A 22,235-nucleotide genomic window follows, 5' to 3' on the forward strand; every position below is an offset into this window, starting at 1 on the left:
CCGGAGTACCCCCTGCTCCACCCCGTGCCGCTTTTCGCTTTGGCGACGCTCGTCGTCAATGATCACGTGTTGAAGCAACGTCATCCCGGATGGGTGACGGGAAAACTCTCGGACGTCGCGGGAATGGTGTTCTTTCCGCTGTTCCTCCTCGCCGTGATCGACATGGGGGGACGTCTTCTCGGCAGAGCTCGGTTCCGGCGTGATCGCGTGCTCCTCATGTGCGCGCAGGCGACCGCGATCGTCTTCTGCGCCGTCAAGACGTGGGCGCCGGCCACGGAGCTCTACGAGTGGGGGCTCGGGCTCCTCCAATGGCCCTTTCGCGCGTTGGTCGCGATCCTCGGGGGCGGTTCGCCCGGCGCTGTGGGTCGGGTCGCGCTGGTGCAGGACGTGACGGATCTCGTCGCCGTCCCCTTCGTCGCCCTTGCGCTCCTCGTCGGCGTCCGCAGAGGCCCGCCGCGGGCGTGATCGGATCCTTCGGGCCGGGGAAGAAATCGAGACACGCAAAAAAAAGATGCGACCTGGGGACGCGTCGAGCATCTCCCGGGTGCTGGCCTTGCTCCTGGCGCCGCGTCGTCGGGCAGCACGCTGACGTTCGGAGTCGTGAACATGAACACAACCAAGCTCTCCCTTCTGCTTGCCTTGTCCCTCTCGCTGGCTGCGTGCAGCACGGTGCGGCAAACGACCCCCCTCGCCTACGCGGGCGACGCGCGCTCCACGGTCGATTCGCTCGAGGTCTCGATTCAAAAGCGAGGCTACAAGCCCATCTGCTCCGAGCGCGAGTTCTGCAAGTTCCAGTACAACCCGGAGGTCTGGGTCCATTTCAAGGCAGGCTCGGGCAAGGTCGTCATGGCCGTCGACGTGGTCGACGGCAAGAAGATGGCCGCGGACAAGCGAAAGGCGCTGACGGACGAGGCCTCGGCCGTCGGAGAGGCGATCTGGCGCGAGGCGAGCGAGGACGCGATGCAGCGCGAAAAGGTCGCGGCGGAGCGGGAGCGGGCCGAGGCCGTGGCGCGCGCGGAGGCGGAGCGGAAGGAAGACGAGCGCAAGGCCGCCGAAGCGAAGGCCAGTGGGAACGGGGGCTCGAGCGGCGGCGGGCTCGGCGGCTTCCTCGGCGCGGCGGCCGACGTCCTCGGGGGCGTCCAGGTCTCGACGTCCTCCGGGCCGAACAACGGCTCGGGCTCCGCGCAGGGCAATGCCTCGGCGCATTGCTGCGTGAACGGCTCGTATTACCAGTGCCCCTCGGCGTCGGCGGTGAACAAATGCGCCGGCGAGTCCGCCGCGTGCCTCTCGCGCTGCATGTCGTCGAGCGCCGACATGGGCTGCGGCGAGCGTTGCATGAAGGAGCACCCGCCGGACCCCTCCGCGTGCGAGCGGCGCGCGGACAAAGACAACGAGTGCAAGTGATTCCGGGCGGCCGGGCCCCATGACGCGGGCGCCCGGATCGCCCGCGCGCGTCTTCGTGTCGGCGCGGCGATCTTGGCGGTCGCCGCGCCTTTCTCGCATGGTAGACGCCATGAAATCGAAGGCGCATGCGAACGCCTGCGAGGGCCCGTCGTCGTTCGTGGGGCGCGCCGGGGACATCGCGGCCCTCCTCGCGCGCTTCGACGAGGGCGCGCGGCTCGTGACCCTCGTCGCGCCCGGGGGCATGGGCAAGACGCGCGTGGCGTCGCGATTCGCGGAGAGCCATGGCGCGGCCTACGCGGCGCACGGAGGCGGGGTCTGGTTTTGCGACCTGACGGACGCCGGCGACGTGGCCGCGATGTGCCGCGCCGTGGCGTCGGTGCTCGGCGTGGCGCTCGAACGAACGACGGAGGAGAGCGCCGTGGTGGCGGCGCTGGGGCAGGCGATCGCCCGGAAGAATCGCGTGCTCCTGGTGCTCGACAACATGGAGCAGATCGCGACCGCGGCCGCCGGCGTCGTGGCCGCATGGATGAAGGTCGCGCCGCACGCGCGCATTCTGGTGACGTCGCGCGCGGTGCTCGGCATCGCGGGCGAGCACCTCGTGCCGCTCGAGCCGCTGCGGGTGCCGGAGCCCGCGGCGAGCCGCGAGGAGGTGTTCGCGACCGAAGGCGTGGCGCTGTTCATGAGCCGCGCGCGCGAGGTGCGGCCGGACTTCGACGTCGGCCCGGCGGAGCTCGCGGCGCTCGGGGACGTCGTGCGCGCGACGGACGGGATCCCGCTCGCGATCGAGCTGTGCGCGGCGCGCGTGCGGCTGCTCGGGCTCGCGCAGATACGGAGCCGCCTCGCCGAATCGCTCGATTTCCTGGTCCGGCGCGAGGACCGCGGGCGGCATTCGTCGATGCGACGCGCGATCCTGGACTCGCTCGTGCAGCTCGACGAGGCCGAGCGCGCGTGCTTCGCGGCGTCGTCGGTGTTTCGCGGAGGCTTTACGTTGGAGGCCGCGGAGAGCGTGCTCGCGCGGCCGGGCGCGGACGTCCTGTCGGTGCTGGAGGGGCTCGTCGCGCGCTCGCTCGTGCGCATGCGCGCGGAGGGCGCCGCGCCGCGTTTTTCGCTTTTCGAAGCGATCCGCGAGCTTGCCGCCGAGGAGCTCGAGAAGCGGCCGGGAGAGCTCGAACGCGCAGCGGAGCGACATACGCGCTGGTTCGCGCGGTTCGGCCGCGCGCTCGCCGAGGAGGCGGCCTTCGGCGGCGCCGCGCGGGAGAGCCTCGGCCGCGAGATGGACAACATGGTGGCGGCGCACGCGCGCGCGCTCGTCGACGCGGAGCGCGCGCCCGAAGGCGACGGCGCCGCGCTCGCGCTCGGGCTCGCGCTCGCGCTCGAGCCGATCGTCGTGCCGCGAGGGCTGTTCGAGCTGCGGCTCGTCCTGCTCGACCGAGCGATCACGGCTGCGCAGGCGACCGCCAGGGGAAGAGATCTCCCGGAGCTCGCCGCTGCCCTCGTCGCGCGTGGCGCGGCGCGGCGCGAGCTCGGCGACGCGAAGACCGCGGCTTCCGATCTGGAAGCCGGCCTCGCGCTCGCCCGCGCGCGCGGCGACGCGGCGCTCGAAGCGCGCGCGTGCACGCACCTCGGGGAGATCGTCGAGACGCTCGGCCGCACGGTCGAAGCGCGAGCGCATTTTACGCGCGGGCTCGGTTGCCTCGAGGGCGTGGCTGGCGGCCGGTCGCGGCGCGCGCGAGAGGCCGAGATCCGGGCGTGCCTCGGGCACGCGCTCCGTCGCGAGGGGGATCTCGTTGCGGCCGAGCGCGAGGCGAAGCGCGCGCTCGCCCTGTACCGCGACGCCGACTGCGAGGATCGGCTGCCGAGGGTGCTTTACGAGACGGGGGTCATCGCCCTCTTCCGGGAGAGCTACGTCGAGGCGGTCGCGCATTTCGACGAGGCGCTCGCGATCGTGCGGCGCATTGGCGACAAACACGCCGAGGGCGCGGTCCTGAGCGCGCAGGGCATCCTCTTTCAGGAGCGGGGGAAGCTCGACGAGGCGCTCGGCTGCCACGCGCACGCGGTGCGGATCTTCCACGAGATCGGCAGCCGTCACCGCGAGGGCAGCGCGCTCTACTACCTCGGCGGAGCCTTTTTCGAGCGAGGATCACCGGGCGAAGCGACGAAGATGCTCGGGCGCTCGTTCGACCTGATGGGCGCGGCCGGCTTCCACCGCTACGAGGCGCTGATCGCCGGGTGCCTCGCGTCCGTGTGGTCCGACGAAGGGGATCCCGAAGCCTCCGCGCAGTGGCTCGCGAAGGCGCAGCGCGCGGCCGCCGCGTGCGAGAGCGAGCCGGCCCTGCAGGCGACGCTCGCGATCCACGAGGTCCACGTCGCGTGGGCGAAGGCGCGCGATCCCGAGCGAGCGCGGCTCCTCGACGAGGCGCGAGCGCTCGCGCGCGGGCGCTCGAACGATGACGTGCGTTTCGCGCTGCGGCTCCTCCTCGCGGCCGGCCGGCATGGGCCCGCGGCGCCTGCGGAGGCGCTCGTCATTTCCGACGACGGGGCGCGCCTCCGGCTCCCGGGGGCCCGCGCGCCTCTGGACTTGTCGCGCCGCGCGCCGCTGCGCCGCATCCTGCTCGCCCTCGCGAAGCTACGGGCCTCCGCGCCGGGTCAAACGTTGCCGCTCGACGAGATCATCCGCGCCGGCTGGCCGGGCGAGCGGATCGGCGCGGATGCCGCGGCGAACCGCGTGCGCGTGGCGCTCGCGACCCTGCGCAAGCTCGGGCTCCGCGAGGTCCTGATGACGGGCCAAGGCGGATACCTGCTCGACCCCGCGACGGCCGTCTACGTGCAGCCTTCGGGGCGGTGATGGGACGGCAGAACGTCATGGCCTGGTTCGCATTTGAGCGGGTGGAACGCGGACCGCGCCCGTCCTCGAAAAGTTCGGCGCGACGGGCCCATCGAAGGAGGCGCGCGGAGGACGTGATCCGACAAGATGTTCGCATTTGCTCTCCGTCAGCGCGCTTGCGTGACCGAGCGCTAACCTCGGGGGGCGCATGAAGACATCGAACGTCATGCGGCGCGCGTTTGGAGGGGCCATCGCGGTGCTCCTTCTCTCCGCGCTCGCACCTTCCCCGGTGGCAGCCGACGAGGACCCGAAGGCACGGGCCCAGAAGCTGTTCTTCGAGGGGCTCAAGGACATCGAGTCGGGCAACCGAGAGGCCGGGTGTACGAAGCTGCGCGAGAGCCTCTCGTTGTTCGCGACGCCGAACACGTTGTTCAACCTGGCGCGCTGCGACGAGGACGCAGGGCGGATCGCGGCTGCGCTCGAATACTGGAAGCGCGGGCTTTCGCTGATCGACGGGAGCGATCCGCGGGCGAAGGTCGCGAAGGAGAAAATCGACGCGCTCGAAGCCCGGGTGCCACGGCTGCGGGTGATATCGCAGCAAGGGCAAGCGATCGCGGTCGTTCTCCTCGACGGAGAGGAGATCACGCCGACGAGCCTCGCGGTGCCGCTGCGCGTGGAGCCGGGCAAGCACGTGATCGTGGTGCGCGCGTCGGGGCGGGAGGACAAGCGCTTCGCGGTCGAGCTCGGCGAGAAGGAGCGCACGGAGGTGGTCGTCACGCCGGGGCCTGAGCTCGCCCCCGTCGAGGCGCCGAAGCCCCCTCCCTTGGCGAGTAGCAGCGCGCCCGTGCCACCGCCGCCTTTGCCTTCGACGCCGCCGGGGAGCGGGCGGAGGACGGCGGGGCTCGTCGTGGGCGGCGTCGGCGTCGCGGGCCTCGTCGCGGCGGGGATCACCGGGGGCGTGCTCGTCGCGCGGGACCAGGAAATCGACAGGGATTGCAACGAGCAGGGGGTCTGCGCCGCGGGGAGCACCGGCTACGCGCTGGCCAAGGGGAGCGGGCCGCTCCTCGTGGGGAACGCCGTGGCGTGGGGGGTGGGGCTCGCGGGAATTGGCGTGGGGATCGCGCTCGCGCTCACGGCGCCGAAGGGAAAGGCGGACGCAGCCGGGGGGAATGCGTCGATCGCGCCCCTCGTCGTGCAGGGTGGCGGGGGCTTGAGCATTTCGGGGAGGTTCTGATGAGGTTCATCTCGGCGTTCGCGGCGGCCGCGGGCCTCGTCACGCTCGGCGGCTGCTTTCTGGTCTACGATTACAGCGAGTTCAGCGAGGGCGACACGTCCGGACAGGGGGGAACCGGAGGAATGGGGGGCGCCGGCGGCGCTGCGGGCTCGGGTCCGTGCGACAAGGGGGCGACGGAGAGCTGTTTTTCGGGGCCTCCCGGCGCGCAGAACGAAAAGCCCTGCCAGGCGGGGATCCGCACGTGCCTCGACGACGGGACCTGGGGGACGTGCCAGGGCGAGACGCTGCCCGACGTCGAGCTTTGCAGCACCGCGGCGAGCGAGAGCTGCAAATCCGTCACGTGTCCGGCGGCCGAGTGGAGCCAGCGGTATGGGGACGACAAGGATCAGGAGGTGCTCGCGACCGCCGTCGGTCCGAATGGCAACGTCCTCCTGGTCGGGCGATATCGAGGCGTCCTCGCGTTCGACCCGATGGACGACACGCTGAAGCTCGGCGCGCCGCCCGTGGACGGGCTCGACGACGCCTTCATGGCCTTGTTGTTTCCGGACGGGAATCCCGTTCAAGTGTACGGGTTCAATTCGCTTGGAGAGCAGCCCCGGCGCGCGGTCGGGGCGGCGTGGGCGGCCAACGGGCGCGCGCTCGTCGCTGGGTATTTCACCAAGACTGGAGCGCCCGGGGACAGGAACATTTTCCTGGCCTCGTTTACCCAAGCGCTGCCGTCCTTGTTGCAGCTCGACGGCACCGGGGACGAAGAGCCCGTGGCGGTGGCCACCGAGAACGGAAAATATGTCTACCTGGTCGGCACGGTCCGAGGGACGATGAAGACCTTGAGCTGCCCAGGGGCCCCGACCCCGTACAACGCCGCCGACGAGGACCTCCTCGTCCTCAACTACGAGCTGGAAAACGGCCAGTGCGCATGGGCCCGCGTGTTTCCCGGGGGAGCCCACAAGCCTCGCGCCGTGACCGTGGACGGCAGCGGAGGCATCTACGTGACGGGCAGCTACACCGGCAAGATGGACGTCCCCGACATGATGGTCGACGACGCCGGCGCGAAGGTCCGTGCGTTCGTCATGAAGCTCGACACGATGGGCAAAGCCCAATGGGTTCGCACGTTCGGCGGCGTCGAGGAGGAGAGCTCCGCGGAGGGCGCCGCGATTGCCGTGGAGGCGTCCAGCATCGGCTCCAAGGTGTTCGTGACCGGCACGATGAGCGCGAAGGTCGACTTCGGCAATCAGTTCTTCGAAGCCAAGGGCAAGGACTCCTTCGTCCTCGCGCTCGACAAGACGAACGGCGACACGATGTGGAGCACGCAGATCCCGGGGAGTCAGGATCAGGTCGGGACGAGCCTCGCGCTCACGGCGGACGGCGGCGCTCTGATCGCGGGCCATTTCTCCGGGCTGCTGGACGTCACGGACACGGCCAAGCTCGAGAGCCTCGGCAATAGCGTTTTTCTCTTGAAGCTCTCCGCCGATGGCGCGCTCGCCTTTGCCCAGCAATTCGTCGGCACGGGTGAGCTCGAACCCATCGAGCCCCGTTCGATCCGCATGTCGACCGGGCTCTTCGGGACGGTCCTTGCGGGCGGCTGGGCCAGGGCGATCGAGTTCCCGCCCCAAACGGCCTCTCCCGAGAGCGGCGGGCTCGACGTCTTCGTCGCCCAGTTCCCCACCCCTTGAATCAGCTCGGCGCCGTGGGCGTGACGTGCCGTTCGCGCAGGCGCCCGATGTAGCCGAGGATGAGGTCGGTGATGTCCGCGATGAGCCGGAGATCCCGGAGCTCATCGGGTCGCTGCGTCAGGGCGTCCATGAGCATGGCGCGGACGAGGACGACGAGGCGCGCGGCCGCGCGGGAGGCTTCCGCCGCGGGGAGATCCGGGGCGACGCGGTGGACGAGCTCCCGGGCGCGCTCGTTCAGGATTTGCCACGCCTCGTCGTTCGCGTCGAGATCGCCGATGCGCAGGATCTGCAAGGCGATGACCTGCCACCGATCGAGATCGGCGGCATGCGCGGCGACGAGGGCCGTCGCGAAGCGACGCACCATTTCTTCGGGGCACGTGGCGCACAATGCATCACGCATCCCCTCGTCGAGGCGCGTGAGCATGTTCCGCACGTGGGAGTCGATCAGCGCGCGCACGATGGCGTCGCGATTGGGGAAGTACTGGTAAAGCGACCCGACGCTCGCCCCCGCGATCTCGGCGACGCGGCGGGTCGTCAATGCCTCTTCGCGGCCGTGTTTCAAGATGCGGACCGCCGCCTCGATCACCGCATGAACGAGCGCCTGCGAGCGGCGCTGTTGCGGCAATTTTCTCGGCGAAACGGCGGAGCGATTCGACATCGGGCCTCGAAACGCTAACGCGCACGTTACGATGCGTCAAGTTCGCGCGTTGCGGCCTCGGGTGTCCGCGACGCCGCGCGGGGACGTCTCACGGCGATTGCCCGATCGGCACCACGACCACGCCGTTCGGCGCGGGCAGATCGAAATTCACGGTCACCTCGTACGCGGGTGCATTCATGTCCGCGTCCATTTCGGAGGCATACACCGGCACCCGGAGCCGATATTTCCCCGCCCGCGCCACGTGCTCCTCGTGGCAGGAACACCCCTCGGACGTCGTTCCGAAGGTATATCGCATCCCACCCCAGGTATCCATGACGTTCTCCCCGATGGCGACCGGCACGCCGCCCTGCAAGCACGGGCCGCAGGCGATGCAGCCGCCCATGCTGCTGCACGCCTGGCTGCAAAGGGCGCGGGTGACGAGCGGCGTCGCATAGCCGTCCTCGCACGACTCGACCTTGTACTCGAGTACGCAGTCCTCCCGCAGCACCGCCGGGAATGCCCCGTTGTTCTCGAACCGGAACGTCACCTCGTAGGGCCCGGACGCAGGCGTCTCGACCACGCACTCCGGCGGGATCACGCCCCCCTCACCGCCGGTCCCGCCGGTCCCGCCGGCGCCGCCAGCCCCTCCGGCGCCGCCATTGCCGCCCTCGTTCACCGTGCTCCCGCAGGCCGTCGCCAGCACGAGCCCCGCCGCCATTGCACCACGCATCCACCACGACATCACGTTGCGCCTCCTTGAGGACGGTTTGGCCGGGCACGGGCTCGACCGTCCGAGGCGCCAGCATGGCAACGAAAGCGCCCAGCGCGAAACGCCGGTGAACAGCAAGGATCGGCGCCGCCCGCCACGTCACCGGGCGTCGCGAATGTGCCAGCTTGAGCCATCGTTCGAGGGCGAGCTAGGGGCAGCGCGCGCGACGCCTCGTGTCAGCTCGGACGCGCGTGCTCTTCCCGGGGGCCTTCGAGCGGGAGGGCGACCGTGAATGTCGAGCCCCGCCCCACTTCGCTCTCCATCCCGATGCGTCCGCCGTGCCGCTCGACGATGTCGCGGCTGATGTAGAGGCCGAGCCCGAGCCCCCCATACGATGTGATGGGCGCGTTCCGCGCGCGGAAGTAACGCGCGAAGAGCATCCCTTGCTGCTCCTTCGGGATTCCGATGCCGGGATCGGTGACGGACAGGAGGGCCTCCCCGTCGTGCTTCGACAGCGCGACGCGAATCGTCCCGCCGGAAGGCGAGTATTTGACCGCATTGTCGAGGAGATTGGCGAGGACCTGCGCGAGGCGGCTTCGATCCCCCACGACGACGAGATCATCGAAGGGCTCGACCATCACGATCGCATGCTTTTGCAAGCCCATGGACGCATTCGCCACCGCCTCGCGGGCGAGCTCGCCGAGCGAGACTTGCTCCGCCCGGATCGTGAGTCGCCCCGCCGCAATGCGCGAGACGTCGAGCAGATCATTGGTCAGCGCGGTGAGCCGCTCGACCTGGGCGAGCGCCCGGACGATCGGCTCCTTGTCCACGGGCTGCCCATCGCGGAGGCGCCGCGATATCTGCTCGAGCCGCAACGTCAGCGTGGCGAGCGGCGTCTTCAGCTCGTGCGAGGCGATGGAGAGGAAATCGTCCCGTACGCGGATCGCCTCCTGCGCCTCCTGATAGAGCTTCCCCCGTACCTCCTCGGCGCGCTTCTGATCGGTCAGGTCGACGACGACGACGCCCACGCCGAGGAGATCACCTCGCGCGGTCCGGACCGGATAATAACTCGCGAGCCAGTGCCGGCCGTGGTCAGGCGTTGCCGGAACCGCGCCCGATATCTCGATGCCGACCAGCGGCTCGCCCGTATCGAGGACGCGCCGAATGTAAGGCTCGACGCGAGGGGCGAGCTCCGGGAGCACCTGGTGGAGCGTCATCCCGGCCTCCTCCTCCGGCGAACGCCGATGGATGTTCACGGCGAGGGCCCGGTTGCTCCGGACATACCGCATCTCCGCGTCGAGAAACGCGAGCCCCACGGGGGCGCTCGAGAACAACGTGTCGAGCAGCGCGAGCGACTCCTCCTTGCGGCGCAGGGCTTCCTGCACTTCGCGATAAAGTCGCATGTTCTCCAGCGCCGTTCCGCACCTGCGGCCGAGCTCCTCGACGAGGGCTTGGTCCTCCGGCGAGAAATGGGAGCCCATCGTCTTCGCGCCCATCGCGAGCACGCCGATCGCGCGCCCCTGGATCATCAGAGGCACGAGCATTCGAGGTGTGGAGCCGAGGGCGCGCAGGAGCGCGAGGTGCGCCTCGTCGCGCGCGGCGGCGCGGAGCGCCTCGTCGGGGACGCTCGGCGCGACGAGGGGCTGGCCCGAGGCCATCACGTCCGTGAAGCCGATCGGGTCGTCGGCGCCTGGCGGATAACGACAGAGGAGCGGACACAGGCGATCGGCGATCGTCGGGCTGTCGTGCGTCGCCGCCGTCGTCGGCCGGCCGCTCGCGCAGGCGCCCTCCGGCAGGACGATCGCGCACCACCGGGCGAGCGCGGGGACCATGAGCTCGACGACCGCGACGAGCGTCGGGTGGACGTCGAGCGGCGCTGCGGCGAGCTTGCGGCTCGCCTCGGCGAGGAACGCCATGCGACCGTGCGCGCGCTCGGCATCGGCCCGCAATCGGCGCTCCGCGACCAGCAGCCGGTCGCGCTCCGCCTCGGCGCGGAAGCGCCTCGTGACGTCGCGGAAGCTCCACACCCTGCCAATGACGTCCTGCCCGAGCCGCTGCGGGCGCGAATACCGCTCGAAGAGCCGACCATCCTTGAATGCCACGATGTCGTAGCTCTCCTCCTCCGGGGATTCGTAGAGCCACCGCACCTTCGCGTGGAACGCGTCCGGATCGGCGATCTGATCGAGAACGGTGGCCAAGGCCTGCTCGTCGCTCCCTTGCTCGAGGACATGCGACGGGAGCCGCCACATCTTCACGAACTGCTCGTTGTACGCATTGATGGTCGAGCCGTCCGACGCGGTGACGAGGATGCCGTCCGCGGTCGAGTCGAGGGTCGTGCGCAGGAGCGAGACCGTTTTTTCGCGCTCCGCCTGCACGTTCTTCCACTCGCTGATGTCGACCATCACTCCGCGCAGCAAGGAAGGACGGTCGTTCTCCATCACCACGCGGACATAGTCGCGCAGCCACACCACCCTGCCGTCGGCGGCGATCATCCTGTATTCGAAACGATGCGGGATCCCGCGGGCCGTCGCGTCCTTGCAGAGCGCCAGGCACCAATGGCGGTCGTCCGGGTGGATGTGGTCCACCCAGAAGGACGGCTCGTCGATCCAGCGCGCCACGGGATATCCGAGGATCTGCTCGGCGTGCGCGCTCACGTAGCGGAAGCGGAACGTGTCGGCGTCGACCTCCCAGACGATGCCGTCGACGTTGTCGATGATGTCCTCGATGCGGCGCAGCCTGGCCGCGCGCCGGGCGCTGAGCGGCCCGGCGGCCGCGTGCATGGCCACCGCGTCGTCCCCGGCGCCGCTTCCGTGCTCGCGGGCCTCGAGAGCCGCGCCGCGTGGGCTTTCCGCAGGCTCCTGCGCGGAAGCGGCGAGCCCCACGAAGGCGAGCCCGAGGAGCGTGTCGCCGGCCTCCGCTCGCACGGCGTGCACGTGGCCCGACAAAGGGACGAGCTTCCCGCCTCCGACGATGCGGTAATCGACCGGGCGGCTCGTGCCGGTGGCGGCGACGGCGCGGCATACCTCGCGGAGGCCGGCCTGATCGTCGTGATGAACACGGGACAGGATGGACGAATGCGTCTCCGCGTCGCTCCGCGTGATGCCGAGCAAGGTGCTGGCCTGCCGGTTCAGGAAGGACAGCGACAAATCATTGACGTCCGCGAGCCAGACGATCGCTCCGAGGCTGTCGAGGAGCGAGAGGCCGATCCCATGTGCGCCGAGCATATCGCGCAACGTGCTCCCTGCCCCCTGCGCCTTCAATTCGCTCGCTCCCCCGTGCACGTCGCTAGCCTTTCCCGCAGAGCGGTCCAACGACTCTTCTACATACCCGACGGAGGGAACAATTCCAACCCGACGAACGGGCCGCTCCGGTCCTGTATGCTGCCGAGCCGTGCTCCCCCACCCGGGAGCGCTGGCGGCGGCGGCGGAGATGGGCCGTCCGCTCGCTCGACGCTGCGAATGGCGCCTACGTGGCGGCTTGCTCCCAGGCGGCGGCCATGGCGAGGATGCGGGCGTTTTCGGTGACGTTCTCGAGGAAGCTGCGGCGTAGCTCGGGGTCGTCGATCTTGGCCGCACGCGAGAGCAAGACGTCGCGGGTCTCGCGCAGGACGGCGTGCGCTCGGGCGTGGTTGCCCGTCGCATGCAGCGCCTCGGCGTGGATGAGGCGCAGATACATGGTATAAGGTCCGCTCCCACCGCATGCGTCGCGCTGCGTGACCGCGTCTTCGGCGAGGCGCAATGCCTCGTCCGCGCGCTGCCGCTCGAGGAGGACGGCCGCGAGCGTCACCGTCGCCACGGAGCGCCACGGTGGAGTGCCGGAGCGCTCGAGGATCTCGATGGCCGCGCGGGCCTCGCGCTCCGCCCCATCGAGGTCACCGGCGCGCAGGAGAATGAAGGCCAGCGTCTCTCGGACGAGGCAATCATAATAGGGGCAGCGGCGCGTGCCCGCGGAGTCTCGGACGCTCTCGGCGATCCCGCGCGCCTCGTCCAGGGCCCCGCGCTCCGCGAGCGTATAGGCGAGCATGCTCCTCCCTCCGACGGCAACCTGGGCGGGCACCTCGTCGCCTTGAGGCAAAGCGCGCAGGTCCTCCTCCACGCGCGCGTACGCCCCGAGGTACATGTACAGCCCATCGATGGTCAGACGGACCGAGGCCGCATGCCGCCGATCGCCAGCTTGCTCGTAGGCCGCCAGGGATGCCTTGGCGGCCACGAGGCTCGCCCAGAAATCCCCATCGTAGTACAGGAGCACATTGCTCCGCACCTCCTGGAGTTTGCCCCGGACCAAGGGATCGTCCTTTGCGATCAGGCTGCCCGCCTGCTCGATCCGCGCTACGCACCGCCTGGCGAGATCATCCCTGCCGCGCAGCATCAGGGCTTCATGGATAAGCCCGAGAGCATAGACGAGATGTCTCACGCACCCCGGGGGCGGCTCCTCGTCGAACTGGGCCAGAACGTCGTCGGCGAACGCGCTCGACCTGTCGGACAGCGTGGCGTTCATGACCTCGGATGCCATTGCGGTATACCAGAGAGGCTCGCCTTTCGTGAGCCCGCGCAGGGCCTCGTCCATGTCCGGTCCGCCGAGCGCCCAATACCCATCCCACCCGCGGGCTTCACCCCGGACGAGAAAGAGCTCCGTGCGCAGCCGTCCCGATGCGTCACAGGCGAGGCCGCGTGTGGCGCTGGCAATCGCCCCGCGCAGGTCATTGGCATCGAGCATCTGCCGCGCCGCCGCGAGATACCACTCCGCCGCGCGCTCCGGTCTCTTGCCCTGCTCGAAATGCTCGGCCAGGCGCAGCGCGTCGGTTTCGCCCCATTGCACGAGCCACTCCCCCGCGAGCCGATGCCCGAGGGCGCGGTCGGGCTCCGTCAGCATCGCATAGGCGCCCTCTCGCAGGAGCGAATGCCGGAACGAAACCTGCTCCTCGCCCGGAAACCGGCTCACGTCGCTCCGCTGCAAGACCTCCCGCGCGACCAGCATTTCGAGCCAATCGTGCGCGCGCAGCGCCTCGTCCTCCCCGCCGAGGAGGTGCTCCACGCCGCCGCACCAGAAGACATCCCCGAAGACGCTGGCCGCGCGCAGCACGCGCCGCGCGTCGGGCGGGAGCGCGGCGAGGCGCGCCTCGACCATGGCGAGGACGGTCTCCGGCAATTGCTCCCCGCGCCCCTCGGCCACCGCACGGATGAGCTCTTCCAGGAAAAACGGGTGGCCCGCGGCGCGCTTCACGATCTGCGCGATCGTCCGAGGCTCGGCCGTATCTCCGAGCGCGCTTCGAGCAAGCTTTTCGGAGGCCCGCGGGGTCAGCTCGGCCAGACGAATCTCGGACCAACCACGCTCGGTCCATACCTTCGGAAAAATGTCGTGCACCTCGGGACGGCCGAAGGCAGCTACGAGCAGGGGCCTGTTTGCAAGATCCCGGAGCGCCGCGTCCACGAGCTTCACCGAGGGGAGATCGCCCCAGTGCAGGTCGTCGAGGACGAGCAAGACCGGGTGCGAGCTACATTCAGCGGCCATGAAATGCTGAAAGGACCACGGGATCTGATCAGCCATGAGCCGGGCGTCGAGGCGCGCGGCGCGGAGCTTCGCGCTCTCGGCGTCGGGAAAGGGCGCACCGATCATCTCGCCGAGAAACCCGGCCACGTGGCGGACCTCGGGCTCGGCGACGTGGCGCGCGATTCGCTCGGCGAGCTTGCGTCTTCGCTCCTCGATCGGCTCGTGGCCCGCGACCGCGAATGCATTCCGCAGCGCTGAGCCGAGGAGGGAAAACGCCGCTCCTTTGTTCATCGCGTCGCCGCGCCCGATCCACACGTCGACGGCCGAAGGGCGCTGGAAGGCCGCGCGGACAAACTCCTGGCGGAGGCGGGATTTCCCAATTCCGGGCGGACCGGTCACGAGCACCACGCGCGCGACGCCCTCGCCGACGCATTCGTCGAGCAGGTCGAGGAGAATGCGCAGCTCGCGTCCGCGCCCGACGAACGGGCTTGGTTTGCCGAGAAGTGTGCGCGCCGCCGCGCTGATTTCCTCTTCGCGATGCAGCTCGAGTCCGCTCGGCCCCCGCACCACCACGAGGCGCGCATCGAAAAGCCCCGCGGTCACGTCGTCGACGAGCACCCGGCGTCCCGCCGCGCGCAGGAGCGCGGCGGCCCGATCGATGACCTGTCCGACTGGCAGCGCCTCTTCGACCTCACCGAGGCCCGTGGTGATGGCAATGGGCGCATCCGGCGCGCGCGCGCGGAGCTGGAGGGCGCAACGCGCCGACCGCGCCGCCACGTCCGACGCGCTCGTGGCATTCATGAAAACGGCCAGCATCGAGCCATCCGCGAGCCACTCGATCCGCGCGCCGAACGGCGCCGCTGCCGATTCCAGCGTTTTTCGCTGCGCGCTCGTGGCCTCGGCCGGCGCGCCCACGGCGACGATGCCGAGCAAGCGCTGCTCGCTCCTCGTCAAAGCTTCCGCGGGGGGCACGTCGGGGAGCCACGACCCGGCGTCCCGCGCGTCGAGGCAGGCGAGCGCCTCCGCGATCTCGCCCGCGTCGGGCAGCCGATCGGCTGGATCTTTCGCGAGCATGCACGCGACGAGCGCTTCGAGCCGCACCGACGCTTCGGGCCGCAGCTTCCGCAAGGGAGGCGGATCCTCGAGCAGGATCTTCGCGAGGATGGCCATCACGTGTTCGCCCATGAATGCGGGCTGCCCGGTCAAGCACTCGAACAGCACGGCGCCGAGGGCGAAGACATCCACGCGCGCGTCGAGCGATGGCGCTCCGCGCGCCTGCTCGGGCGCCATGTAGCCCGGTGTCCCGAGGACGACGCCCGTTCGGGTGAACCGCGGGGAGAGCGGGCCCAGACGCGCGAGGCCGAAATCGAGCAATTTGACGCGATCGAGCGCGCCGTCCACGAGAAAGACATTGCCCGGCTTGATATCGCGGTGCACCACGCCGCGCGCGTGCGCCGTCGCGAGGGCCGAGGCCGCCGCGCCGACCACGGTGACGCTCTCCGCGATCGTGAGCCTTCCGCGCGCGAGCCGCGCGCCGAGATCCTCTCCGGCGAGCCATTCCATGGCGAGGAAGGGCTCGCCCGCGCCGGTGACGCCGTGCGTGACATACCGGACGATGCCCGGATGATCGAGCCCGGCGAGCACGCGCGCCTCCATGTCGAAACGCGCGACGTCGCGGGGCTCCCGTTCGTGAAGCACCTTGATGGCCACCGGCCCGCTGGAGACGCGGTCGTGCGCTCGAAACACCGAGCCCATGCCCCCCGCGCCGGCGATCCGCTCGATGACGAATCGATCGTCGATGACGTCCCCCGCCTGCATTCCGTTCCCCCGACGCGGAGGAACCTAAGGTCGGGCGCCAGCGCGCATCACCCCTTCGTTCCCGCTCGCTGCAGGAGGGCACGCAGGCTTCCGGACAGGCTGTGCAAGCGGTGCAGCGCGCCCGCATGGTCCCCGGCGCCGATGTCTCTCCAGATGTCGTCCTGCGTCTCGGCCAAACCCTCGATCGTGATCGGATGGGTCGCAGCTTCGGCGACGGCGCCCTTTTCGTTGATCAGATAGCGGCCGTTCAGGGCGAAGAGCACCTGCGCCGTGCAGCACAGCGCCCGGTAGGCGCACCCCGCGATGTGCGTGCGCTCGGCGCGCCGGGCCGCTATCTCGGCATTGTCGATGGCGAAGTCCACCTCCCAGCCGAAGCGGGTGATCAGCGCGTCCTTCAGCGCCTCCGGATACGGCCACGTTTGGCTCTTCAGCTCGGCGATGACGCCGAACGGATCGAAGAGCGGCTGGCACGTCGCGACTTCGCCCATCCAGATGGTCGAGCAGAAGCCGTGGGGGTGCCCCACTTGGTAGTTCATCGAAAAGCGGCCCTGCCGCGCGTCGGCGATGGTGGCGCGCACGCCGCCGAGGTCGCGGTAGAGCAGATCGACCTCGACGCCGCCGATGGTGAGCCAGCCGCCGCCGTTGATCCAAGGGCCCCATTCGCCGATCTGGGTCACGGTCGAGGAAGGGTCGTCCACCAGCGGGGCGATGGCCGAGCGCAGCGCCTCGACGTGGAATGGCGCGTCCGGCTCGTAGTAAAGGCCGATGTCGTAGTCGGACGTGGGCCCCGCCGTTCCCCGCGCGCGCGAACCGCCGAGTACGAGCGCGGTCAGGTTTTCGACGCCCCGGAGCGCTTCGACCAAACGGGGAAGAACCGGATCTCCCATCATCCGCGGGTCATGGCACGAAGCGAGTCCCGTCGCAATGTCTGCAATGGGCGCGGGCGGCTTCGGGCGCTCGGGACGAACATGCTCGCCCCGTCGTCTCAGTTTCCAGCGACCGATCGGACGCGCCCCTCGAAGCGGAACCGACCGCCCTCGATGCGGGCGACGACGACGTCGCGCGCGGGATTGCGGTCCTCTCCCATCGTGACCGTGCCCGTGACGCCCGCGAATCCACGTGTCGAGGCGAGCGCGTCGCGCACCGCCTCCCGGGTATCGGCGGATGCGCGCTTCATGGCGTCGAGGAGGAGCGCCGCCGCGTCGTAGCCCAGCGCCGCGAGGCTCGAAGGATCCCGGTGGTATCGAGCGCGGTACGCCTCCACGAAGGCACGATTCTCCGCCGTGGGGACGTCGATCACCCAGTGCGTGGTGAACGCGGCGCCCTCGGCGCCGGCGGTCTTCGGCAGCGCGTCGCTGTCCCAGCCGTCCCCGCCGAAGAAGGTGCGCCCCGAAAAACCAAGGGGTGCCGCCTCCTGAAAGATCGCCGGCATGACGTTGTAATATACGGGGGCGTAAATGACCTCGGGGCGCTGCTGCTGGAGGTCGCCGAGCGGGGCGCTGAAATTCGTCTCCGTTCTGAGGACGCCGCGCAGGGCGACTGTTGCGCCGAGCCGCTCGGCCTCCTCGCGGAACGTGCGCGCGAGCGAGCTGCTGTAGAGATCATCGGTGGTCCACAGAACGCCGAGCTTCTTCCGATGGCGCACTTGAATCAGGTACTGCGCTGCCGCCCTGCCCTGCGCGTCGTCGTCGAAGCACGCGCGAAACACGAAGGGGCCCACGCGCGTGACGTCGGGGTTCGTGGAGCCGGGGGTCAGCATGGGGACGCGGAGCTTGTTCGCGACGATCCCGCCCGCCTTGCTGCGCGATGAGGCGACCTCGCCGAGAACGGCGACGATCGTCGGATCTTTTGAAAGATCGAGAACGGCGTTCGAGGCGTCCCTGGGATGGCTGTGGTCGTCCGCGTAAACGAGCTCGATCGAGCGATCGCGAATGTCGCCGGAATTCGCGGCGCGCTCCACCGCGAGATCGATGCCCTCTCGCGTCTCCCGCCCGAACGCCGCCTCCGCGCCGCTGAGGGGGAGATAGACGCCTATGCGCAAAGGTGAAAGCTCCGTCGTCGCGTTCGGTTCTTTCCCCGAAGGCGGCGGCACGGTGACGACGGGAGGCGCGGCGGGAGGAGGCGGGGCGACCTGCGTGCAGGCGAGCAGGAGGGCGCCCAGGGCTCCGATCGTTGGTCCTGCAAAGGAGGGGCGTTGCGTGATGAGAGGCATCGCAGGCACCCTACCATCGCTCGAGCGCGCGGTGGAAGAATACGCATTGTGCCGACGAGGCCACCGCGCGGTTTTTCCAGGGATGAGGTTTTTCACGCCAGGACGGGCTTGTCGAGACGCCCCTTGGCCCCACGTATCCCGCCGAGGAGCGCCACATGACGCTGTTCATCGGGACGAGCGGCTGGCAGTACGCGCACTGGCGCGGGACGTTTTACCCGGACGCGCTGCCGAGCTCGCGATGGCTCGACCATTACGCCCAGCGATTCCAGGTGGTCGAGGTCAACAATACGTTTTACCGTCTCCCCGAGGCGAGCGTCTTCCAGAGCTGGTCGGCGCGGACGCCGGCCGATTTCGTGTTCGCCGTGAAGATGAGCCGGTTCCTCACGCATCTGAAGCGGCTGCGCGACCCCGAGGCGCCGGTCGAGCGCTTCTTCGAGCGGTCCTTCGCGCTCGGCACGAAGCTCGGCCCCGTGCTCGTGCAGCTCCCGCCGAACATGAAGCGCGACGCGGGCAGGCTCGACGCCGCGCTCGAATGCTTCCCAAAGCACGTTCGCGTGGCCGTCGAGTTTCGTGACGAGACGTGGCTCTGCCCCGAGATCGAATCGCTGCTCGGCCGCCACCGGGCCGCGCTCTGCGTGTGGGATCGAAGGGGATCGAGCGCGCCGCTCTGGCGCACGGCGGATTTCGGGTATGTTCGTTTCCACGAAGGAAACGCGAGCCCGGCGCACTGCTACGGCGCGCGCGCCATGGCCGGTTGGGCGCGTCGCATCGCCGCGGTGTGGCCCGCGCCGTGCGACGTATTTGCGTTTTTCAACAACGACGTGAATACCTGCGCCGTGCGGGATGCGGGCCTGCTCGCACGAGCCGCCGATCGCCTCGGGATCACGAGGACACGTGTCCCGGAGGGAGAAACGCGGCGGCTCGTTGCTTGAGCCGCCCGCATCCGTGAGCGAGGAGGGCCGTCTTTAGACCTGTTTCACCTGCCCGGTCGGGTCGATCGTGCCGATGACGAGGCCCTGCACGTAGATCTGCCGGATCCCCTTGGCCGCGAGCTCGGCGAGCACCTCCGCGGGCAAACCCTCCTCGAGGGCCGGCTCGAAGAGGAAATCCTCGGAGAAGTTGTGGTGCTGCGGCCGGTACGTTTGCGAAAAATGCCCCTTGAGCACGATGGGCGCCGCCGTGAGGCCCTCGATCTGCGTCTCCTCCCAGCGCAGGAGCGGCGCGGTGTATCCGGCGACGACGCCGGTCGGCGGCGCCGGCCAGTAATACTTCGTCACGATCTTCACGCCGCCGGCCTCGATCGTCCGCGTCTGCATCGACGATCCCACCGGGAGTGGCCCTTCGTCGGTGCATTCCGTGAGGCGAATGGCCTCGTCCCGAATGCGTTTCGCCGGATTGCCATCCCAGTCGACGTACGGGACCGGCGTCGCGTACTCCGCAGCGACATGGACCTCCATGTCGCGGAGCGCGAGAATGGGGCCCTCGGACGGCGAGAGCAGCGTGGGCACGGGGGTCGTGATGATCTCGAAGGTCCGCGCGTCCGCGCCGCTGCCCGACGTGAAAAGATCGACCGTCTGGTCCGCCTGGAACGTGTGCGCGGCGGAGGGCCACGTCCCCGGGCTCCCCGTGAGGGTCTCGACGCCATTGGGCGAGAGGTGCGCGAACGTCACGCCGTCATAAAAGGTCCCGGCCGCGAGGCTCGCCGCGTCGACGAACCCCATGCGCGCCCGGAGCGACGCGCGCGCTTTCAGCCGATGGAGGGCGAAGACGTCGCTCTGCTCGCCCTGGTAGACACAGACCGCGCGTGGCTCGGGGACGAGGAAAGGCGTGAGCGAGGCTTTGTCGTCCGGCAGCGGTAGCTCGCGCACCTGCTTGATGAGCAGCGCACCGTCGGGTTTCATCTTCTTGTACTCGTAATCGAGCGCGAACGTCTGCTTGCCGGGATGGACCTCGGCGAACCGATCCGCCACCTTGCCGAGGAGCTCGCCGAGCTTCACGTAATCGCCCTCCCAGGTCATCACGTGGCCCCCGAGCGGCACGAGGCTCGATCCGGAGACGGTATCGAACATGGTGCCCCATTGGAATCGCAACCCGTGGACGACCTCGGGGAGCGCGCCGCCCTCGGGGTTCGTCACGCTGAGCGCGCCGACCTGCGAGACGATTTTCATGTCGTCGATCGGATCGCTGCGGCGCACGTTCGTGGCGACGCCGTTCGCGATCTCGTCGTCGTCCGGATAGGAGTAATGGACGAGCACGCCCATGCCGACGTCGCTCTCGTTCACGCCGTAGAGCAGGCGCGCGATGAAGGCGTTGTCGTTGTAGAAGCTCGCGTACACCTTCTGGAGCGCGCGGAACACGCCGCGCTCGCCGCTCTGGTTCGCGTCGCAATGGCTCGGGCCGGTGGTGTCCGCGTCGGTGTCGTCCGCGAGGCAGCCGCTCGCGCTGTCGTAGAGGCCCGCGCCCGTGAATGCGTCGCTGTCCTCGACGTTGGTCGAGCTGCGGAAGCGGATCTTGCGCGCCGGATCAAACGAGCCGAGCGCGGCGATGACCGCTTGCCGCTGGGCATCCGAGAAGGTCGCGTCGTCCTCGATCCGGGCGCGAATGGCGGCGAGATCGGCCTTGAGGGCGGCGAGGTTCGGCGGGTACTGGTAGCCAGCGAGCCGCTCGCCGATTTCCTGACGCAATGTCTTGCCGCCCGGCATGGTCTGGTCGAGGAAGCCGTCCCACAGGTCGAACGAGAGCGCGAGGGCCTCCTGCGAGTCGTTCGGAATCACGTCGCGGAGGAGCCCGTAATTGGCGGCCTTGCCGCCGAAATGAACGATGTCGGCCGGGCCGAGATCGTCGGTGCTCCGGGCGATCGCGCCGAGCGTCTGCTTGGGGGAAAATGCCAGGGGATCCGGCTTCTTCTGCGCGAGCAGCGCGTCACGATCGGCGGCCGTGAGCACGCCGTCCACGTCGAAGAGCCCGGCGTCGCAGCGGACGTACCGGTTTTTCGCGCGCAGGATGATCTCCTTGCCGTCGAGGGTCTTGGCGTGCTCGCGCTCCGCCTCGCTCCCGAGGTACACGAACGGGATGCCGAACGAGGTCGCGAGGATGGCGGTGTGCGCATTGGGCGTCGACGGCGAGAGGGAGACGATCCCCGCGAGATAAGGCAGCTCCGCGGGGATCGCATCGGTGAGGAGGATGTCCTCCGATTTCAACGTCCCGTTCGTGTAGGCGGCCTCGATCTGATCGGTGGGCACGTAGCGGAGCTTGCCGAGCGCCCAGCCTGCGGAATAGCATTGACTGCCCCCGGTCCACCGCTCGACGCTGCTCACGGGGAAGCCCGCATTGGCGAAGAAGCTCTGGTTCTCCTGCGCCGAGGCGTTCTGCTCGTACGTGGGGAAATAAAACGGTTGCACGCTCCCCTCGGCCACGACGCTCTTTTTCACGAGATCGAGGACGACGCGCGCCATCTCGGGGTCGTAGGCGTCCTGCCGGACGAGCTGGATGCCGTACTCCGGGAAGCGCGCCGGATCGGGCGGGATGAGCACGGCGCCGAGAATGGCCTTCTGGCCCTCGGCGTGCAGCGAGACGTCGTTGTATTCGGCGACCGACATGCCGAAGAACGGATCGAGGCGTTCGACCGCGAAGGGGGCGTGGAACGGGTACGGGTAGCTGTCCTGGAAATACACCTTCGTCGGGTCGTGCATCAGGACGGTGAACTTGACCCACCGGACGCCGCCATCGATGGTGTTGGCGTTGGGCTGCGAGAGGAAGGGTTCGTAGGGGTACGAGATCTGGTTTTTCCAGGTATCGGACGGGGTAATCGAAATGGGATAGGTATCGACGGGCCACTCGAACCCGCCGGTCCCGCCCTGGCCGCCGCCGCCTTGATCTCCGCCACCCTGGCCACCGCCGCCTTGGTCGCCGCCGCCTTGGTCGCCGCCGCCGGAGCCGGGGCTCGGTTGACCACCGTCATCGCCACAGGCCCAGAGCGCCGAGGTGCTCGAGAGCGCGAGGAGCAAGATTGCGGCACGCCGCAAAACACTACGTTTCATGCCGGGCGGATGAGCAACGGCCGTGCCCCGGAAAATCTCCGACGCGAGGGAGGCGACACGCGTCGGGAGGCGGGACACGGGCGCCAGGCGTGGCACAGGTTGGATCAGCGTGGAAATCCTGCTCGGACGGCGCAACCCCGCTGGCCTTGACCGTGCCTTGCCGCGGCCGCATCTCGATATCGATCGAATTCGTG

General features: G+C 69.4%; 13 protein-coding genes. 6 read left to right on the forward strand and 7 right to left on the reverse strand.

The window, feature by feature from the left end; genetic code table 11:
• Positions 1 to 24: 24 nt before the first annotated feature.
• The 5 genes from QHF85_RS19610 (at position 25) to QHF85_RS19630 (ending at position 7,135) form a co-directional block, all read left to right on the forward strand.
• The gene (locus QHF85_RS19610) at positions 25 to 465 is read left to right on the forward strand and encodes a hypothetical protein (RefSeq protein ID WP_281328756.1); all 441 of its coding nucleotides are present in this window, start codon (positions 25 to 27) and stop codon (positions 463 to 465) included.
• 141 nt (positions 466 to 606) lie between these two features.
• Positions 607 to 1,404 carry a hypothetical protein gene (locus QHF85_RS19615; RefSeq protein WP_281328757.1) on the forward strand — a complete coding sequence of 266 codons (798 nt, stop codon included), beginning with the start codon at positions 607 to 609 and terminating at the stop codon, positions 1,402 to 1,404.
• A 109-nt stretch (positions 1,405 to 1,513) separates the two neighbouring features.
• Positions 1,514 to 4,249: a tetratricopeptide repeat protein gene (locus QHF85_RS19620; protein WP_281328758.1), complete on the forward strand. Its 2,736-nt coding sequence runs from the start codon at positions 1,514 to 1,516 to the stop codon at positions 4,247 to 4,249.
• A gap of 187 nt (positions 4,250 to 4,436) precedes the next feature.
• A complete protein-coding gene (locus QHF85_RS19625) occupies positions 4,437 to 5,462 on the forward strand; it encodes a hypothetical protein (RefSeq protein WP_281328759.1) in 1,026 nt (341 codons plus the stop codon).
• Positions 5,462 to 7,135: a hypothetical protein gene (locus tag QHF85_RS19630; RefSeq protein WP_281328760.1), complete on the forward strand. Its 1,674-nt coding sequence runs from the start codon at positions 5,462 to 5,464 to the stop codon at positions 7,133 to 7,135. Before QHF85_RS19625 ends, QHF85_RS19630 begins: the two co-directional genes overlap by 1 nt.
• Before the next feature lies 1 nt (position 7,136).
• On the opposite strand, the gene QHF85_RS19635 is transcribed toward QHF85_RS19630, so the two are convergent.
• The 6 genes from QHF85_RS19635 to QHF85_RS19660 form a co-directional block, all read right to left on the reverse strand.
• On the reverse strand, positions 7,137 to 7,793 hold the full coding sequence (locus tag QHF85_RS19635) for a TetR/AcrR family transcriptional regulator (protein ID WP_281328761.1): 657 nt from the start codon (positions 7,791 to 7,793) through the stop codon (positions 7,137 to 7,139).
• An 88-nt stretch (positions 7,794 to 7,881) separates the two neighbouring features.
• Positions 7,882 to 8,517, reverse strand: a complete 636-nt coding sequence (locus tag QHF85_RS19640) for a hypothetical protein (RefSeq protein WP_281328762.1) — start codon at positions 8,515 to 8,517, stop codon at positions 7,882 to 7,884.
• A gap of 200 nt (positions 8,518 to 8,717) precedes the next feature.
• A complete protein-coding gene (locus QHF85_RS19645; protein WP_281328763.1) occupies positions 8,718 to 11,705 on the reverse strand; it encodes an ATP-binding protein in 2,988 nt (995 codons plus the stop codon).
• 241 nt (positions 11,706 to 11,946) lie between these two features.
• Positions 11,947 to 15,789 (reverse strand): serine/threonine-protein kinase, encoded by a 3,843-nt coding sequence (locus QHF85_RS19650; protein ID WP_281328764.1) that lies wholly within the window; start codon positions 15,787 to 15,789, stop codon positions 11,947 to 11,949.
• 47 nt (positions 15,790 to 15,836) lie between these two features.
• Complete coding sequence (locus tag QHF85_RS19655; RefSeq protein ID WP_281328765.1) at positions 15,837 to 16,652, reverse strand: nucleotidyltransferase domain-containing protein; 816 nt, start codon at positions 16,650 to 16,652, stop codon at positions 15,837 to 15,839.
• Positions 16,653 to 16,774: 122 nt separating this feature from the next.
• Positions 16,775 to 18,001, reverse strand: a complete 1,227-nt coding sequence (locus QHF85_RS19660) for an ABC transporter substrate-binding protein (RefSeq protein ID WP_281328766.1) — start codon at positions 17,999 to 18,001, stop codon at positions 16,775 to 16,777.
• Positions 18,002 to 18,156: 155 nt separating this feature from the next.
• Between QHF85_RS19660 and QHF85_RS19665 the strand changes: the two genes are divergently transcribed.
• The gene (locus QHF85_RS19665) at positions 18,157 to 18,933 is read left to right on the forward strand and encodes a DUF72 domain-containing protein (RefSeq protein ID WP_281328767.1); all 777 of its coding nucleotides are present in this window, start codon (positions 18,157 to 18,159) and stop codon (positions 18,931 to 18,933) included.
• Positions 18,934 to 18,966: 33 nt separating this feature from the next.
• On the opposite strand, the gene QHF85_RS19670 is transcribed toward QHF85_RS19665, so the two are convergent.
• On the reverse strand, positions 18,967 to 22,041 hold the full coding sequence (locus QHF85_RS19670) for a PEP/pyruvate-binding domain-containing protein (protein WP_281328768.1): 3,075 nt from the start codon (positions 22,039 to 22,041) through the stop codon (positions 18,967 to 18,969).
• Positions 22,042 to 22,235: the final 194 nt, after the last annotated feature.

Source organism: Polyangium sp. 6x1 (assembly GCF_029946515.1).
GTDB lineage: Bacteria > Myxococcota_A > Polyangia > Polyangiales > Polyangiaceae > Polyangium.